Below are 16,904 nucleotides of genomic sequence, written 5' to 3'. Positions count from 1 at the left end.
CCTCCCCGCTGCGGGTACCGGCTCCTAGGGTCGAGTCATGAGCACGAACGAACTGCGCACCGAGATCCGGGACTTCCTCAGCTCGCGACGCGCTCGGATCACGCCGGAGGAAGCGGGCCTGCCCGCGTACGGCGGCAACCGCCGCGTCACCGGGCTGCGGCGCGAGGAGGTCGCGATGCTCGCCGGCGTCTCGGTCGACTACTACATCCGGATGGAGCGCGGCTCGCTGTCCGGCGCGTCCGACAGCGTGCTCGACTCCCTGGCCGGGGCGCTGAAGCTCGACGACGCCGAACGCGATCACCTCTTCGCGCTCGCCCACCAGTCACCCGCCGGCCCCGCTCGCCGCAAGCGCACCACGACGACAACCGTCCGCCCGGTGCTGCAACAGGTACTCGACGCCGTCAGCGATGCCCCGGCCTGGATCCGCAACGGCCGCCACGACATCCTCGCCATGAACGATCTCGCCAGGGCGCTGTACTCACCGGTCCTCGACGACCCGCGTCGTCCTGCGAACACCACCCGGTTCATCTACCTGCATCCGGAGGCCGCCCGCGACTTCTTCGTCGACTACGACCAGATCACCCGCGACGCCGCTGCGATGCTGCGACTCGAGGCAGGCAAGAACCCACACGACAAGGCGCTGATCGAGCTGGTGGGCGAACTGTCCACCCAGAGTGACCTGTTCCGCACACACTGGGCGAGCCAGGACGTTCGGTTCCATCGCAGCGGCCGCAAGCGGCTGAACCATCCCGTGGTCGGCCACCTCGATCTCGACTTCGAGGCCATGGAGTTGCCGTCGGAGCCCGGCCTGCAGCTCAACATCTACACAGCGGCAGCCGGTACCCCGACCGCCGACGCGATCGCGATGCTGGCCTCCTGGGTCGCCAGCCAGGAACGCATCCCCACCGAACGCACCTCCTGACCCCCGTTCCACCAGCAAAGGATTCGACAATGCAGTACCGACCTCTGGGCCGCACCGGCGTCCAGGTTTCCCCGTTGTGCCTGGGCGCCATGATGTTCGGCCCGTGGGGCAATGACGACCGCTCCGACGCAACCGCCGTCATCCACCGTGCGCTCGATGCGGGCATCAACTTCATCGACACCGCCGACGTCTACTCGGCCGGAGTCTCCGAGGAGATCGTCGGCGGCGCCATCGCCGCACGCCGCGACTCGGTGTTCCTCGCCACGAAATTCTTCATGCCGATGGACGACGACCCGAATCATCGAGGTGGGTCACGCCGCTGGATCTTCGAGGAGGTCGAGAACTCCCTGCGTCGTCTGGGAACCGACCACATCGACCTCTATCAAGTTCACCGACCCAGTCCCGACGTCGACGTCGAGGAGACGCTGGGCGCTCTGACCGACCTCGTCCATCAGGGCAAGGTCCGCTACATCGGATCGTCGTCGTATGCCGCCTCCCAGATCGTCGAGGCGCAATGGGCCTCGCGTGACCGCCGTCTCGAACGGTTCGTCACCGAGCAGCCGCCGTACTCGATCCTGGTGCGCGGCATCGAAGAAGACGTTCTACCCACCACCCAGCGGTACGGAATGGGCACCTTGACCTACAGCCCGTTGTCCGGCGGGTGGCTCTCCGGTCGGTGGCGCAAGGACAACGCGTCGTCGCCGACGTCGTCGGCCCGTCCCAGCGCCCGGTTCGACATGTCGTCGGCGGCCAATCAGCGCAAGCTCGACATGGTCGAGGATCTCGCGACGTTGGCCGACGAGGCCGGGATGGCGCTCATCGACCTCGCGATCGCGTTCGTCATCAACCACCCCGGCGTGACCAGCGCGATCGTCGGACCCCGCACCATGGAGCAGTTCGAGTCCTACCTGCCGGCGGCCGAGATCACGCTGTCGACCGACGTCCTCGACCGCATCGACGAGATCGTCGCACCCGGGGTCACCGTCAATCCCGACGACAACAGCTACGGCACCAACGAGTTGGTGGTCAGCGCACGTCGGCGATAGCGGACGCCGCGCCGACGGACGACGTCACCGACGTCGTCCACCGTCGCCGGATCGGCACCTCCCAGTGCCCGAACTCGGTCTCGATGTGGTCGGCGAGGGTGTCGCTCAGGCTGGTGAACGTGAAGGCTGTGATCGGTCCGTTGAACGTGCGCAACGCACCCAGCTGATCGGTGGTGAGTGGGAAACCGACCGGGACCCGCACGGCCTGAGCCCGGGGGATGAGCGTCGCGGGAGCCTCGAAGACATCTGCGGCGGCATCCGGGATGTGCCCGACACTCGACAGGAACGGTCCCTTCCCGTTCATCCCGCCGGTGTTCGATCCGGCTGCGGCGTAGGCCTTCTTGCTGCGGGCCCGGACATCACGCAGGTCGGTGTACCGGCCGGTGTGGTCTCCGAGTCGCACGGTGGTGACGCCGACCTGCAGGCCGGTCTCGGCGTTGCCGTCCGCACGCCGCGACACCGGCATCCCCACTGCGGTCTCGCCCGATGTCGTTCCGCTCACGGCCCGTGCGACGTTGGCGACCACTGCGATCGACAGGCCGGTGGCGGTTCCGCCGCCGTGTTCGGCGATCGTCTCGAGGTCTGAACTGTCGACTGCCACAACGGTGGTGACCGGTTGCGCGATGTCGACGGTGGTGCCACCGCCGCGGAGGAACCCGACCGCGTTGCGTACCGCCCGGGCCGGTTCGCGGAGTGGGAGGAATTGGATCACCCCGGCGGCAGCCACTTTTGCGTGTTCGGCAAAGCCCCCGGTGAGTGCGTCGACCACATCGGCCCCGACGTGGGAGCCGGTGGTGTCGGCGACGGCGTGTGCCCGATCGCCGCGGGCGGCCGCGTCCGCTGCCGCCACCACGCCCTGACCGTCGGCGAGGGTGTGGGACACCACGAGGGAGACCACCCACGTCCCGTCGACGACCGCCGCCGCCGACAGTCGCCATCCACCGCCATGGCGCAGGTCGTCTTCGGAGAACCGGCCGATCTGCTCATCGGCCCAAACCAATTCGTCGCCGACCGGCACGTCCGGGTCGACGGTCACGACGGGTCGCAGCCTGCTCGCGGCCCACGTCGGTCGGGCGCCCGGCACGCGGGCGGACACCAACCTGGCCCCCAGTGGCCCGGCCGCCAGTTCGTCGGCGAACCAGTCCAGGCGGCTCCGCTGGACGTCTGCTTCGACGAACCACAGCATCTGCATCGGTGCCTGCATGCCGAGTCGGTTCATCAGCAGTGATCCGCCGGTCACCCGAACAGGTACTTTGCCTTGCTCACGAAATGCCATTCGTTCATTGTGTGCGCGCAGACGTGGTTCGCCCATGTGATTGCTGTCACGGACGCCGCCGCTCCGGTGGCGGGCGAGCCTGTCGCGTTCGCGTCGACCGGTCAGTTCTTGAACGGGTTGAGGGTTCTGCCCAGCAGGTATCCGAGGCCGGTGGGGACCGGTTTCGCGGCCACCGCGGTGACCTTGTTGACGGTCCCGGGAACGCAGACCGGCCTGCCCTTCTCGACGGCATTCCACCCTGCTCGTACGACGTCCTGCGGCTCCTGCCACAGGAACCCGGGCAGCGTCGACGACGCGGTGTCGCGGGTGCCCATCACGTCGTGGAACTCGCTGTGTGTGAACCCGGGGCACAGTGCGGTCACGTGGATTCCGTGTGGCTTGAGCTCCATGTCGAGCGCCTGGGAGACGTTGAGGACGTAGGACTTGATGCCCGTGTAGAGCAGGCTCGCCGCCGGCGGCAACAGCGCCGCGAGCGAGGACACGTTGACGATACGGCCGAAACCGCGCTCCTTCATGCCGGGCACGACGAGGTGCGCGAGCTCGGTCACCGCGGTGATCATCACCTGTATCTCGCCGGCCAGATCGGTGAAGGGGGTGTCGGCGAAGGCCTTGCTGCCGGAGAGTCCGGCGTTGTTGATGAGGATGTCGACATCGATGCCGAGGGATCGGGTGCGATCGACGATGGCGCGCGGCGCAGCGGGATCGGTCAGGTCGGCGGCGATCACCTCGGCGGTCACTCCGTAGCGCTGGGTGAGCTCAGTGGCCAGGGTCGTCAGCCGGTCCTCGCGGCGGGCGACGAGGACGACCCCGATGCCCTGTGCGGCGAGATGGGTCGCGAACGCGGCACCGATTCCTGCCGATGCTCCGGTGATGAGCGCGGTTCGAACGGGCGTGGGCATGGCGGGCTCCTCTGTGGGGGCGTTCGTGCTCGGGCGTCCGAGGTTAACAATGTCTTGAACTTCGATCAAGAAGTAGGCCCGGTCAGAGGGCGGCTATGCGCCGGGCCTGCCGCAGCACCGCGTCCCGCACGGAGGCGGTGGCGCTGTCCAGCGGACCGGCGATGCGTGCGAGCAGCATCGACCTGCCCATCGTGTGGGGATCGTTCACCGCGATGGTGACGACGCTGCTCGGCACGATGGCCGTCGCCAGTGCGGGAATGGTGGTGATGCCCATGCCCGCGGCGACGAACCCGATTCGTGCCGACCAACTCTCGAGCTCGATCACGACATGGGGATCCGAGATCGAGGGCCACGCCCCGAACTGCGGTTCGCCGCCGCGCCCGCGGCCCGCTATCCAACGCTGATCGACGAGATCGGCGACCGTGACGCGGTCGTGGTGGGCCAATGGATGCGCTCGGTGGACGGCGACCCGCAGTTCTCCGGAGGGCAGTGGTTCGGTCTCGATGCCGGTGAGGTCCCAGTCCGGCAATCCGTCGCCTCCTGCGATCAGAGCGAGATCGAGTCGCCCGGCACGAAGCCTGCGGAGCTGCAGTGGGGTCGACGACTCCGTGAACAGGACTTCGAGGGAGGGGTGCTTCGCCGCGATGTCCGCGATCGCATGCGGGATCAGATCCATTGCCGCAGTTGGGAACGCATCGATTCGCACGCGGCCCGAGACTGGTTGTACGAGGTCGGTCAGGTCGCGCTGTGCTCCTTCGAGTTGGTCGAGCACCGCGGTCGCTCGACGTCCCAGTGCGAGGGCCGCAGGCGTTGGACGCACTCCGCGAGGCCCACGCTCGAACAGTTGCGTGCCGGCGGCGTCCTCGAGAGCGGCGATTTGTTTCGACAGCGCGGATTGGGTGTATCCGAGATACTCCGACGCCGCGGTGAACGATCCGTTGTCGAGCACCGCGCGTAACGCGCGGAACAGCTGGGGATGAACGTCGAGATCCATATCGCCATGATGCCGGAACGGAATGGCTCATATGCCAGACATTCGCTTGTGGCAGGTGAGCGGCGACGGGAGTGTGGAGTGCGAGAGGAGACACACATGAGCAAGGTTTGGTTCATCACCGGCACTTCGACCGGCTTCGGCCGACTCTGGGCGGAGGGCGCCCTGGGGAGAGGGGACCGGGTCGCGGCGACTGCGCGTGACGTCTCGTCCCTCGACGACCTCGTCGAGAGGTATCCCGACGCAGTCCACCCCCTTCGGTTGGATGTCACCGATCGTGACGCGGTCTTTCGCGCGGTGGCCGACGCCCGCGAACGTTTCGGGAGGATCGATGTGGTCGTCAACAACGCCGGTTACGGCCACTTCGGGATGGTGGAGGAACTGACCGAGCACGAGCTGCGGGCGCAGATGGAGACCAACTTCTTCGGGGCGGTGTGGGTCACCCAGGCGGTGCTGCCGGTGCTGCGCGGGCAAGGAGGTGGCCGGCTCCTGCAGATCTCGAGTGAGGGTGGGGTGCGGGCATTTCCCGGCATCGGTGCGTACCACGCGTCGAAGTGGGCGTTCGAGGGGATCTCGGAGTCGCTACGCCAGGAGGTCGAGTCGTTCGGCGTCCGCGTGACGTGTGTGGAGCCGGGGCCCTACGCCACCGATTGGCTCTCACGTGGCTCGCGTCAGAGCGCACCGTCGGACGCCTACGAGCCAGTGCGGGCGCAGCTCGCCAACGACTTCGTGGTCGGCGACCCGGACGCCACCACGTCGGCGATTCTCGACCTCGTCGATGCCGCGGAGCCCCCGGCCCGACTGATCCTCGGTCGGGTGTTCGACGAGATCGAGGCGCTCTACCGGGAACGGCTGGACACCTGGCGTGCCTGGCAGCGGGTGTCCCGACGTGCATTCGGCAACCCCGTCGAAGCCGAGGAGTCATGAGGGGCGCGCGGTGACGGGGCCCCGCCTGCTCGCGTTGTCTTCGGGAAGCATCATCGGCCTCGCGCTGTTTCACCCATGTGGATGAAATGTTGGTGGCCCCCACCCGTGTCTGGACCCCGGCGAGGGTCCTGATCACGCGGTCGGCCGCCGAGTACCCGCACACCGCCGAGATCATCCGGCGGTGCGAAGCGGCCGGGGTCTCCGACATCGACGTCATGTCCGGGGATCGACTGACCGGGTTGCGCGGCGAATCCGAGCGGCAGACCTACGCGCTCGCGAAGAAGACCCTCGCCGTCGTGGTGGCACCGGCAAGCGCGCTGAAACCACAGCCCATCCCACCGAGTGCGGACTGGCGCATCGACCTGGCCAAGGGGTGCCCCGCCCACTGCCAGTACTGCTATCTCGCCGGGTCGCTGTCGGGGCCGCCGATCACCCGCGTCTACGCGAACATCGACGACGTCCTCGACGGCATCGGCACCCACGCCGGTCGCGGCACCATCACCTCGGGGACCGCGGAGCGCGGCCACGAGGGCACCACCTTCGAGTTGTCCTGTTACACCGACCCGCTGGGCATCGAGCACGTCACCGGGTCTCTGGGAGAGGCCATCGCGCGAGTCGGGGCCGGTACCTACGGCGACGGGGTGTCGCTGCGGTTCACCACCAAGTTCGATGACGTCACCGATCTGCTGACCATCGACCACGGGCGACGCACCCGGGTGCGACTGTCGGTCAACGCCGACGACATCGCCAACCGTTTCGAGGGCGGAACTGCTCGCATGCCGGCGCGGATCGAGGCGTTGCGGCGCCTGGCGTTCGCCGGGTATCGGGTGGGGTTGACCATCGCGCCGATCATGCCGATCCCGGGATGGCGCGACCAGTACGGTCGTCTGCTCGCCGATGTCGCCGACGCCCTGCGCGATGTCCCCGACCTCGACCTCACCGTGGAGATCATCACCCACCGCTTCACCCCGTCGAGTAAGGACGTTCTGCTCAGCTGGTATCCGGCGACGAAGCTGGAGATGGACGAGGACTCCCGCACGGCCAAGCGCAACAAATTCGGCGGGGTGAAGTACGTCTACCCGCGCGAGACCATATCGGCGATGCGGACCTGGTTCGTCGACGAACTCGAATCGGTTCTGCCGCAAGCGCAGTTGCTCTACTGGACCTGAACCGACGTCACCGGAGTCAGTTCCAACGCTGCCGCGGCCAGGGTCGCGGCGACGTTGTCGGCGTCGGCCCGATCACGAGATGCCGCGGTTCGAGCGAGGTTGTTGATGATCATCAGCGCCGCCTGGACGGTGACCGTCGCGGCGGCCGGACTCACGCCAGGGTGTTCGTGGCGATACAGCCCGGTCCACTCGGCGACATATTCGCGTTGTGCCACAGTGGCATTGCGTGCTGATGCCGCGTCCAGGCTGCGTATCTCGGTGATCAGCGCGTCGATCAGCTCCGGATGCTGCATCGCGAAACGGGAGTAGCCGCGGACCAGCCGAGTCAGCGCTTCGCGATGATCGCCGGCGGTGTCGAGGGTCCAGTCGAGCGTGATCTGCAGATATCCCGTGCCACGTTGCAGAGCCGTCGCCAGGATCTCCGCCTTGCCCGGGAACTGGTGGTAGACCGTCGACACGGCCACATGCGCGGCCGCGGCGATCTCCTCCATCCCGACACTGGCGTAAGTGCGTTCGGCGAACAGACGCAGCGCGGCGGCGATGATCTGCTCGCGTCGCGACGCCCGCACGAGTCTCTCGGATCCGCTCGACGGCGGCGCGGTTGTCGCCGGCACGTCGACATGCAGCACTCGGCCGACGATCGCGGTCAGCAGTGCGATGAACTCGACGCGGTCCATGTCGGTCTGATGGAACGCCGGACTGAGGATGACGCCGAGCGTCGCGGTAGCCAGGACGTGGGCGCTGTCGGCGTCGAGCCCGCGTCGATGGTCCCGAATGGTCTGACCCACATTGTCGGAGACGCTCTGCAGTCGGGCCTGGAGAGGAACGTTCACCTCCGGAGGGAGATGGCGGGATTCCCGCTGCCACAACACGGCTGCGTCGCGGTGGTCGACAGCGAACTCGACGAGGCGTCCGACGAGGGTGGCGAGAGTGTCGTGATCGGTGCTGATCGTCTCCAGGTCGGTGGCGATGTCGTCGATCACCACTGCCAGCAGCTCCGACTTGCCCGGGAAGTGTCGGTACAACGCGGACGGGCCGACGGCGACGGCCTCGGCGATCTCGCCCATCGAGACGTGCTCGTACCCCTCGGAGGCGAACAGCTCGGCTGCCGCGGCGGCGATGAGTGCGCGTCGGTTGGCGGGCCGTTTCACCGACCGAGCCCCACTGGGCGTTGTCATGGTGTGCTCCTGACGGGGAGAATCGATATTCACATAATCTCCCACGCACCTTGACCGAACAGAACAGAAAGCGTCATGCTGTTGTCCCGGTCACACATGCTGGTATTCACAAGACGTGACCGTCTCGATTGCGAGGAGATCGTCGCATGTACATCACCCAGGCGCTGCACCGTTCGGCACAGTGCGACCCCACGCGGACATCGACGATCTACGGGGGACGGACGAGAACCGTCGCCGAGACCATCGACAGGGTGGCCCGGCTCGCAGGTGCGCTCCGAGGGATCGGGATCACCGAGGGTGACCGTGTCGGCATCTTCTCCCTCAACAGCGACCGGTACCACGAGGCGCTGCTCGCGGTGCCGTGGGCGGGCGCGGTGGTCAACCCGGTCAACGTGCGCTGGAGCGTCGCCGAGGTCGCCTACTCACTCGCCGACTGCGGCACCGACGTCCTGCTCATCGACGACAACTTCGCCCCGGTCGCAGTGGACCTGCGGCGGCGTGCCCCGAACCTGTCGACGCTCATCTACTGCGGCGACGGGATGACGCCGGACGGGATGCTCGACTACGAGCAACTGCTCGCCGATGCCGAGCCCGTCGACGACGCGCGCCGTGGAGGTGACGACCTGTACGGAGTGTTCTACACCGGCGGCACCACCGGCGATCCCAAGGGCGTGATGCTCTCGCACCGCGCCTGTTTGACCTCGGCGACGGGCAGCCTGGTGACCACCGACATCCTGGGCCGGGGCGGCGTCCTGATGCACGCCGCGCCGATGTTCCACCTGGCCGACATCGCCGCCTGGAACATGGGGAACCTGACCGGGTCGGTGCACATGATGGTGCCGTCGTTCACGCCCACCGGCGTCATCGAGGCCATCGAGAAGCACGGCGTCACCGACGCGCTGCTGGTCCCGACCATGATCCAGATGCTGATCGACGCTCCCGAGGCGGCGACCGCGGACCTGTCGAGCATGCGGCACGTCATGTACGGGGCATCGCCCATCTCCGAGACCGTTCTGACCAAGGCGCGGTCGGTCATCGCCAACGCGCGGTTCACCCAGGCCTACGGGATGACTGAACTGGCCCCGGTCGCAACCCTTCTCACCGCCGACGACCACGACGATCCCGCACTGACCCGGTCCTGCGGACGTCCGGCGTCGCACTCGGAGTTGCGTGTCGTGGACCTCGACGACAACGACCTGCCCCACGGCGAGGTCGGGGAGATCGTCGTCCGTGGCGACCACGTCATGACCGGCTACTGGAACCGGCCGGCCGAGACCGACGCCGCGCTGCGGAACGGGTGGATGCACACCGGCGACGCCGGCTACCTCGACGAGCGTGGATATGTCTTCGTCGTCGACCGCATCAAGGACATGATCATCACTGGCGGCGAGAACGTCTATTCGATCGAGGTCGAGAACGCCATCGCGAAACACCCTGCCGTGGCCCAGGTCGCCGTCGTCGGGATCCCCGATGATCGGTGGGGCGAGCGCATCCATGCTGCTGTCGTCCTGGCCGCGGGCGCCACGGTGGACGTCGACGAACTCGGCGAGTTCTGCAGGACGCTGATAGCCAACTACAAGATTCCCCGCAGCGTCGAGGTCCTCGACCAGCTCCCCATGTCCGGGGCGGGAAAGATCCTCAAACGCGAGATCCGCAAGGCGCACTGGGAACACGCCGAGCGTGTGGTCGGCTGACCGTCCGGCCGTCACAACCGAGGATCGACCGGCTCCGACTCCATGGCCAGGATCCCGAAGACACACTGATGGATTCGCCACACCGGTTCGCCGGATATCGACCTCCGCAGCGACTCGAGGCCGAGTGCGTACTCGCGCAGCGCCATCGACCGCTTCTGGCCCAGATTGCGCTGCTTGAGACGAGCGAGGGAGTCGTGGTCGGTGTAGTCGGCGCCGTAGATGATGCGCAGGTACTCACGTCCGCGAACCTTCAGGCCCGGTTGGTTCAGCCCCTTCGGTCCGCGGACGAGGTTGGCGAGTGGCTTGACCACCATGCCCTCGCCGCCGCCGGAGGTGAGCGCCGTCCACCAGTCCGCGCCGTCTGCACGGGACGCCTCGTCGCCGGTGTCGACGACGGTGCGACGCGTCGTCCGGAACAGTTCGGGGTCCGCGTCGACGAGCCGGTCGGCGACGGCGAGATGCCACTCGTGGTCCCGGTTCTCGAACGTGGCGCCGTCGGCGGCGAGGATCTGGAACGGCGCGATCTGCACACCGAGCTCGGTGTCGATCGGGCGTACGTAGCGTCGGTACGACTCGACGAACAGTTCGGCGTTGCCGAGCCGCGACCGGGTGCGGTCGAGCAGATCGTCCACGCCGGCACCTCGGCCGGCGGCCATCTCGAGCACGTCCACCACCGCGGGTAGCGATGTGGTCGCCGCGGCCCCGACCCGTGCGTATTGGCTGCGGACCATGGCCTCGGCCTTCGCGGTCCACGGCAGGATCTCGGTGTCGAGCAGCAGCGACGTGGTCTGCAGCTCTGCCCAGACACCAGCGGCCGCAACGGCATCGGCGACCCGGCCCAGGACAGCGATCTGCATCGCGTCGGAGAAGAACGCTCGTCCCGTACGCGAGTGGATCACCCCCGATCCGTCGCGGTTGACGCACACGACGGCGCGCGATCCCATGTGCTTCTCCTCGCAGATGACGCGTTCGACACCTCGCTTGTAGTAGTGAGCGAACGCCTCGTCGGGGTGCTCGAGCAGATCGACACGCGACGAACTGTCGACCGGGGACATGGTGGGCGGCAGGTAGGTCAGATCGCCCGGCGCGACCGCGAATCTGCTCATCACCTCCAGCGCTCCTGCCGCGTTCTCCTCGCGCAGCGAGATCCGACCCATGTGCTCGGTCTCGAGGACGCGCGGACCGATCACGTCGGACAGCTTCAACACCTCGGGGTCACGTTCCGGCGGTGCCGGTGGCCGCACCGGCGCGTAGTGGATCGCGGTGGCAGGCACCGACACGAGCTCGCGTTCCGGATACCGCAGCGCGGTCAGACTCCCACCGAACACACACCCGGTGTCGAGGCAGAGCGTGTTGTTCACCCACTCCGGCTCGGGAACCGGTGTGTGCCCGTACAACACGGTCGCCGAACCGCGGTAGTCGTCTGCCCACGGATAGCGGACCGGCATCCCGAACTCGTCCGTCTCGCCGCTGGTGTCGCCGTAGAGCGCGAACGCCCGAACACGACCGGAAGCGCGCCCGTGGTACTTCTCCTTCAGCCCGGCATGCGCGACGACCAATCGGCCGTCGTCGAGCAGGTAGTGGGCGACGAGACCGTCACAGAAATCACGGACCCGGGCCACGAAGGAGTCCGGCTCGCCTGCCAGTTGGTCAAGGGTCTCCTGCAGTCCGTGGCTCGGTGTCACATCTCTACGGCCCAGAGCACGTGACAGTTTCGCCTCGTGGTTGCCCGACACGCAGAGGGCGTGGTCGTTCTCGACCATTCCCATGGCCAGACGGAGCACCCCCACCGTGTCGGGGCCTCGGTCGACCAGGTCGCCGACGAACATCACCCGCCGTCCGTCCGGATGCGACGCGTCAACCGCCCGTCCCCGGTCGTCGCGATCGACCGTGTAGCCCAGGCGACCGAGGAGTTGCTCCAACTCCTCGCGGCAGCCGTGGACGTCCCCGATGACGTCGAACGGTCCGTGATCGTCTCTGCGGTCGTTGAACAGTCGCGTCCGAGCGATCGAGGCCTCGGCCACCGAGTCGACCGTGTCGAGCACATGGATGGTTCGGAAACCCTCACGCTTCAGGCCGCGCATCGACCTACGCAGTTGGTCGTGCTGACGCTTGATGACGTGTGATCCGAAATCGCGGTCCGCCCGAGATGCGTTGCGGGTGCGAGAAACCTCGGTCGGCAGGTCCAAGACGATGGCGACGGGCAGGACATCGTGCTCCTTCGCCACGGCCAGCAATGACCGACGGGCCGACGCCTGGACGTTGGTCGCATCGACGACCGTCAGCAGTCCGCGAGCGAGGCGTTTGGCCGCGATGTACTCCAGTAGATCGAAGGCGTCCTTCGTGGCGCCCTGGTCGTCGGGGTCGTCGGACACCATGGCCCGACAGCCGTCGCTGGACACGACTTCCGAGGCCGCGAAATGCGTTGCGGCGAAGGTCGACTTTCCTGATCCGCTGGTCCCGATGAGGAGGACCAGCGACAGTTCCGGGATCGCGAGTTCGGTCATCGAGAATCTCCAGACCCGCTGCGCCGACTGAAGATCGCCATCTGTGTCGGTGGACCGATACCGCCATCGTCGTCGCCCACCGGGAGGAGTCGGTGGTCGTAGCCGTAGGTGTCGCCGATCTGGCTCGCCCACCCGGCGAACTCGTCACGCGTCCATTCGAACCGGTGATCGGCGTGCCGCAGGCCGCCGTCGAACAGCTGCGGATACCGCACGTTGTGCTCGACGTTCGGGGTGGTGAGCACGACGTGACCCGGCCGCATCGCCCCGAACACGTTCGCGGCAACCGCCGGTACCCTCGCCGAATCGATGTGCTCGATGACCTCCATCAGGATGGCCACGTCGACGCCTGCCAGTCGCTCGTCCTCGTACTGCAGGGACGACAACCACAACGACAACCTCTCGGTCTGCCGCTCCGTCATCTGCTCGACGTGCAGACGTTTCGCCGCTTTGCGCAACGACGTGTCCGACACGTCGGTCCCGATGACCCTCGTGATGCCCTGCATCTCGAGAAGCGATCCGAGAAGCGCTCCGGACCCACACCCGAGGTCGGCGACCGAGGCGGGCTGCAATCCGTGCACGACGTCGATCACCGCGTCATGACGGATGCGGACCAGCGGCCGGGACGGCGCGGTGTCGTGGTCCTCGAGCGCCTCGTCGACGGGACGGTCGTCCAGGTCGATCAGACGTGCCATGGCGGCGTCGGTCAGGCCACGTTGATGGGCCAGGTAGCGGTGGGTGATCAGATCCCGATCGGGATGGGTCGCCAACCAGCCCCCGCCCGCCCGGACGAGCTTGTCCACCTCGTCGTCGTCGACCCAGTAATGCTTCGCATCGTCGAGCACCGGGAGCAGCACGTAGAGATGACTCAGGGCGTCCGCCAGGCGGTGAGATCCGTTCAGCGTCAACGACACCACCGGAGCGGCACCCCATTCCGGTCGCGTCGCGTCCAGCTCGATCTCGGAGGCTGTGACCTCCCAGCCGATGGGGGAGAACAACCGCCGCAACAGATCAGGATCTCCGGGAACCGCGGGAACGGTGACCGTGAGCTGTAGGTCGGATGCCAGCAGGGCCTCGTGTCCCGGGCAGCGGCCGCCCAGCGCGGAGCGGAACACCTTGCCCATGGCCACCGACAACAGCGAGGACGCGACGTAGGGCCGGTCGTTCACGTACTGGCCCAGTGCGAACCCGTCCCGCGATCCCGATCGACCGCGGACCAACGCCACCGGATCGACCTCGAGCACCAGAGCCGCCGTGCACCGCTCGGCACTGACCTCCGGGTAGAACACGTGGGCGGTCCCGCCGTAGACGGGGAACGGCTGGACACGATCCGGGTGCTTGTGCAGCAGGTAGCCGAGATCGGCCGGCGTCGGCAGGGACGGTGATCGTTCCGCGGAGATGGTCAACAGCATCCGGCCAGTGTGCAGCACACCACCCCCGGAATCCCGGGGTTTTTCGCCGTGCGAATTGCCAGAACCGGGAAAATACTCCCGGTAAGTAACGTTCCTGATCAGATGTACGACATGGCGTCCGTGACCGATCCCGAGCGTGACGAACCGGCGGACGAACCCACGCCTTCCCGCACGAAACGCGTGTGGACGTACGGACTCATCGCCGTGTCGGTGATCGCCGTGGCGGTGGTGATCGTCGGCCTGCTGCTACCCGGACCGGAGTCGGAACTGACGACCGCCCCGCCATCATCCAGTGATGTGCCGTCCAGTGCTGCCGCCCCCACCGAGAACAGGGTGGTCGACGAACCGTTCGATCCCAAGGCGCCCATCCCCGGGTGCGACACGGTCGAGGTGCCCGACACCGGGGACGGCAAGATCACGTCGAGCTTCACCACCGGCGAGCCCTCGTACGACAACCCCCGGTTCCCGTGGTTCACCGGACCCAAGGCGACGGCGATGTCGGATGCGCTGAGGCAACTCCTGCCGGCGGGGGCCGAGCTTCAGTTCGCGACCGAGTCGCAGTCGTTGGTCTTCCAGCCCATCACCGACTTCGGTGACCCCGACCCGATGGGGTCGACGAACGCCTACGGGTCGGTGACAAACGGTGATGCCCGGGGGAGCCTGCAGGTGGTGGTGCAGAAAACCTCCGCGAAGGTGCCGCCCTGCGTGGCGGGACAGCTCGACGCGCGTCGCGTGCTGTCCGACGCCACCGTGGTCGACGTGCATGACACCTGGCAGGAGATCAACGGCGTCCGCACCAACAGACGTTCGGCGTACGCCTACGCGGGCGACGGGTCATGGATTCAGGCCATCGCCGACGACGCCTACGGTGACAACAAGAAGCAGAACAGCGGCAAGATACCGCTCGCCATCGACGATCTGGTCCGTATGGCCGGCGATCCCGGGCTTCGCGTCAGTACTGCCGTACCGGCCGGAACGCCCGCACCACGCGACGAATGCCTTGCGTACTACGGAGGCGCAGACGGACCAGAAGTGACTCGCGAGCAAGCCGCGAGATTGGACCGCGTCCTCGCCACCATCGATTTCCGCGACCGCCGGCCGCCTCCGCTGCAGATCAGCGGTTCGACGAACAACGGCCTGTGCACCACGGTCCCGGCGGCGGGTTCGTTGCCACGACTCGACATCTCGATCGCAGGCGGCCAATCGCCGCCCGCCCAAGAGCGACCCGATCCGACCTCAGGGGAGCGGACCTCGATTCGACGACTCGGTGACGGCACAGTCATCTCGATGTCGCGTAGCTTCTACTCGACCGCGCCCATCGACGATCCGGGAGCCGCACAGTCGGAGATGTCCACGACCGTCATTGTGACAAGGCCGAACGGCAATCAGGTCGCAGTGGTCTCTCGCTCGTCGTTTGCGCCCGCGCTGCCGCCTGCGGAACTCGAGGAGATCGCGCTCACTCCGGGATTGGAGCTGTGAGAGTCCGCGAGAAGAGCACCTGGGCCCTCATAGTTGCTGCGGTGGCCGCGGTTGTGACGGTCACCGCGGCGGTGGTCGTGGTGATGGACCGCTCATCGCCGACATCGAGTTCGGTCAGAGCGGGTGCTGGTACGCACACCGACGCACCCGGCGTCGCCTGGTCACTCGATGCCGCGACGTATCTCGGCCGCTCGTTCGGCGAATTCTCTGATCCACGCGGGGGAGCGTCCTACCGGTCGGGCAACCCTGGGCTCCTGCTCGCCGGCGACACGCTCTTGACGATCGCGGGAAGCCCCACCGATCAATACGTTCTCGGCGATGCCGTCATGCTCGGGATCGACCCCGCGAACGGAAGCGTGCGTTGGAAAGCGCCCGCAGCCGACATCGAGGAATGCAGCCCGACACCACTCGGCGGAAAGCTTTACTGCTACGCGATCGGCGGTGGCACCGGCAGCACGATCGTCACCTACGAGATCGACTCCGGCCTGACGGCTCGCCGTCCGATAGCCGAGAACGTGTTCGGTCTGACGACCACGTCGGACACCCTTTACGTCGCAGAGGGAAGTCTCGACGAAAACGATGTGCGAGTGCATTCGGGTTCGTATTCCGACGTGTCGTCGAACTGGACGCACGGTTTTGACATCGGCGGCGACTACGAAGGCATCTACGAGACCGACAACGTCCTCACCGTCATCGATGGCGTCGGCCTGGTACGGACGGGTTCGGAGATGGCGCAGTTCGCCGCGGGGTCGGGCGCCGAACTGTGGCGCACCAGCGACTACCGCGTGCAGGATGCGCGTCTCGCGCCCGGTGGTGTTCTGGTGCAGTCGAACACTGATGGGAGCACCGGTGGAAAGGTCTCGGAGCAGGTCCTGCGCGGGCCGGACGGAAAGGTACTCGCCAGTACGAGGAGCACGGCCGTGCAGCGGGTCAGCAACCAGAACGACGAGGACGATGCGGACGCGCCGGTTCTCCTGGGCGATGCTGCTTATGACCGTTCCACCGGCAAGCGTCTGTGGGCCGGCAAAGATCTTGTCGCCGGGCAGGACATCGGCGCGGTGACGGCGATCGCCGCCGACACCGTCTACCTGCGTGACAGCGATGTGAGCGAGACGGGCATCGACCTGAGAACCGGAAAACGCAGGTGGCGCAACGACAAGACCGAGCACTTCCAACCCCTCGCCTCCGCAGGCACCGTTGTCCTGGGCAACGACGGGAGTGCTCTGACCGCGTTCGACATCCGAAGCGGCCGCACGAGATGGACCGCACCGTTCTCGGCCATCGACCCCGACCCCGATACGTTCTCGTCCGGTGGTGCGGCCGAGGCCTACGGCGACGGGTGGATCTTCTCCTCGGACCGCAGGATGATCGGTCTGGCACCCCTGTGACCGGACGGATCGTCGAGCC

At 67.1% G+C, this 16,904-nt stretch carries 13 protein-coding genes; 7 read left to right on the top strand and 6 right to left on the bottom strand.

All coding sequences use genetic code 11. From position 1 onward, the window contains the following. Window positions 1–37: 37 nt before the first annotated feature. Together LX13_RS04355 and LX13_RS04350 are read left to right on the top strand one after the other, a co-directional pair. Window positions 38–922, top strand: coding sequence for a helix-turn-helix transcriptional regulator (locus LX13_RS04355; RefSeq protein ID WP_253660062.1), 885 nt, complete (start codon window positions 38–40; stop codon window positions 920–922). 29 nt (window positions 923–951) lie between these two features. Beyond that, the gene (locus LX13_RS04350) at window positions 952–1,968 is read left to right on the top strand and encodes an aldo/keto reductase (protein ID WP_253660061.1); all 1,017 of its coding nucleotides are present in this window, start codon (window positions 952–954) and stop codon (window positions 1,966–1,968) included. On the opposite strand, the gene LX13_RS04345 is transcribed toward LX13_RS04350, so the two are convergent. From LX13_RS04345 to LX13_RS04335, 3 genes are all read right to left on the bottom strand, one after another. Next, entirely contained in the window at window positions 1,949–3,208 is a 1,260-nt protein-coding gene (locus LX13_RS04345) for a hypothetical protein (RefSeq protein ID WP_253660060.1), read from the bottom strand. The two genes, LX13_RS04350 and LX13_RS04345, sit on opposite strands and share 20 nt — an antisense overlap. Before the next feature lie 137 nt (window positions 3,209–3,345). After that, window positions 3,346–4,143: an SDR family NAD(P)-dependent oxidoreductase gene (locus LX13_RS04340; RefSeq protein ID WP_253660059.1), complete on the bottom strand. Its 798-nt coding sequence runs from the start codon at window positions 4,141–4,143 to the stop codon at window positions 3,346–3,348. Between the two features lie 82 nt (window positions 4,144–4,225). Further along, window positions 4,226–5,137, bottom strand: a complete 912-nt coding sequence (locus LX13_RS04335) for a LysR family transcriptional regulator (RefSeq protein WP_253660058.1) — start codon at window positions 5,135–5,137, stop codon at window positions 4,226–4,228. A 96-nt stretch (window positions 5,138–5,233) separates the two neighbouring features. On the opposite strand from LX13_RS04335, the gene LX13_RS04330 reads away from it, so the two are divergent. Together LX13_RS04330 and LX13_RS04325 are read left to right on the top strand one after the other, a co-directional pair. Next, a complete protein-coding gene (locus LX13_RS04330; RefSeq protein WP_253660057.1) occupies window positions 5,234–6,061 on the top strand; it encodes an SDR family NAD(P)-dependent oxidoreductase in 828 nt (275 codons plus the stop codon). A 92-nt stretch (window positions 6,062–6,153) separates the two neighbouring features. Continuing rightward, window positions 6,154–7,230 carry a spore photoproduct lyase family protein gene (locus LX13_RS04325; protein WP_253660056.1) on the top strand — a complete coding sequence of 359 codons (1,077 nt, stop codon included), beginning with the start codon at window positions 6,154–6,156 and terminating at the stop codon, window positions 7,228–7,230. On the opposite strand, the gene LX13_RS04320 is transcribed toward LX13_RS04325, so the two are convergent. Further along, the gene (locus tag LX13_RS04320; protein ID WP_253660055.1) at window positions 7,218–8,408 is read right to left on the bottom strand and encodes a TetR/AcrR family transcriptional regulator; all 1,191 of its coding nucleotides are present in this window, start codon (window positions 8,406–8,408) and stop codon (window positions 7,218–7,220) included. The genes LX13_RS04325 and LX13_RS04320 overlap by 13 nt on opposite strands. Window positions 8,409–8,554: 146 nt before the next feature. Between LX13_RS04320 and LX13_RS04315 the strand changes: the two genes are divergently transcribed. Next, window positions 8,555–10,102, top strand: coding sequence for a long-chain-fatty-acid--CoA ligase (locus tag LX13_RS04315; protein WP_253660054.1), 1,548 nt, complete (start codon window positions 8,555–8,557; stop codon window positions 10,100–10,102). A gap of 11 nt (window positions 10,103–10,113) precedes the next feature. On the opposite strand, the gene LX13_RS04310 is transcribed toward LX13_RS04315, so the two are convergent. Next, window positions 10,114–12,609 (bottom strand): polynucleotide kinase-phosphatase, encoded by a 2,496-nt coding sequence (locus LX13_RS04310; RefSeq protein WP_253660053.1) that lies wholly within the window; start codon window positions 12,607–12,609, stop codon window positions 10,114–10,116. After that, entirely contained in the window at window positions 12,606–14,018 is a 1,413-nt protein-coding gene (locus tag LX13_RS04305) for a 3' terminal RNA ribose 2'-O-methyltransferase Hen1 (protein ID WP_253660052.1), read from the bottom strand. Before LX13_RS04305 ends, LX13_RS04310 begins: the two co-directional genes overlap by 4 nt. A 111-nt stretch (window positions 14,019–14,129) precedes the next feature. On the opposite strand from LX13_RS04305, the gene LX13_RS04300 reads away from it, so the two are divergent. Further along, window positions 14,130–15,497, top strand: coding sequence for a hypothetical protein (locus LX13_RS04300; RefSeq protein WP_253660051.1), 1,368 nt, complete (start codon window positions 14,130–14,132; stop codon window positions 15,495–15,497). A 41-nt stretch (window positions 15,498–15,538) separates the two neighbouring features. Then, window positions 15,539–16,885 carry an outer membrane protein assembly factor BamB family protein gene (locus tag LX13_RS04295; protein WP_253660050.1) on the top strand — a complete coding sequence of 449 codons (1,347 nt, stop codon included), beginning with the start codon at window positions 15,539–15,541 and terminating at the stop codon, window positions 16,883–16,885. Window positions 16,886–16,904 lie beyond the last annotated feature (19 nt).

The sequence above is a fragment of the Williamsia maris genome (assembly GCF_024171815.1).
Classification (GTDB): domain Bacteria; phylum Actinomycetota; class Actinomycetes; order Mycobacteriales; family Mycobacteriaceae; genus Williamsia_A; species Williamsia_A maris.
Note: the sequence above shows the minus strand (reverse complement) of the source record. Positions and strands in the feature narration are given on the sequence as shown.

Bases quoted from the DNA above. Each gene is read 5' to 3' on its own strand.
- LX13_RS04315 (WP_253660054.1), top strand. From the start codon at position 8,555: ATGTACATCACCCAGGCGCTGCACCGTTCGGCACAGTGCGACCCCACG.
- LX13_RS04320 (WP_253660055.1), bottom strand. From the start codon at position 8,408: ATGACAACGCCCAGTGGGGCTCGGTCGGTGAAACGGCCCGCCAACCGA.
- LX13_RS04335 (WP_253660058.1), bottom strand. From the start codon at position 5,137: ATGGATCTCGACGTTCATCCCCAGCTGTTCCGCGCGTTACGCGCGGTG.
- LX13_RS04310 (WP_253660053.1), bottom strand. From the start codon at position 12,609: ATGACCGAACTCGCGATCCCGGAACTGTCGCTGGTCCTCCTCATCGGG.
- LX13_RS04350 (WP_253660061.1), top strand. From the start codon at position 952: ATGCAGTACCGACCTCTGGGCCGCACCGGCGTCCAGGTTTCCCCGTTG.
- LX13_RS04330 (WP_253660057.1), top strand. From the start codon at position 5,234: ATGAGCAAGGTTTGGTTCATCACCGGCACTTCGACCGGCTTCGGCCGA.
- LX13_RS04305 (WP_253660052.1), bottom strand. From the start codon at position 14,018: ATGCTGTTGACCATCTCCGCGGAACGATCACCGTCCCTGCCGACGCCG.
- LX13_RS04340 (WP_253660059.1), bottom strand. From the start codon at position 4,143: ATGCCCACGCCCGTTCGAACCGCGCTCATCACCGGAGCATCGGCAGGA.
- LX13_RS04300 (WP_253660051.1), top strand. From the start codon at position 14,130: ATGGCGTCCGTGACCGATCCCGAGCGTGACGAACCGGCGGACGAACCC.
- LX13_RS04355 (WP_253660062.1), top strand. From the start codon at position 38: ATGAGCACGAACGAACTGCGCACCGAGATCCGGGACTTCCTCAGCTCG.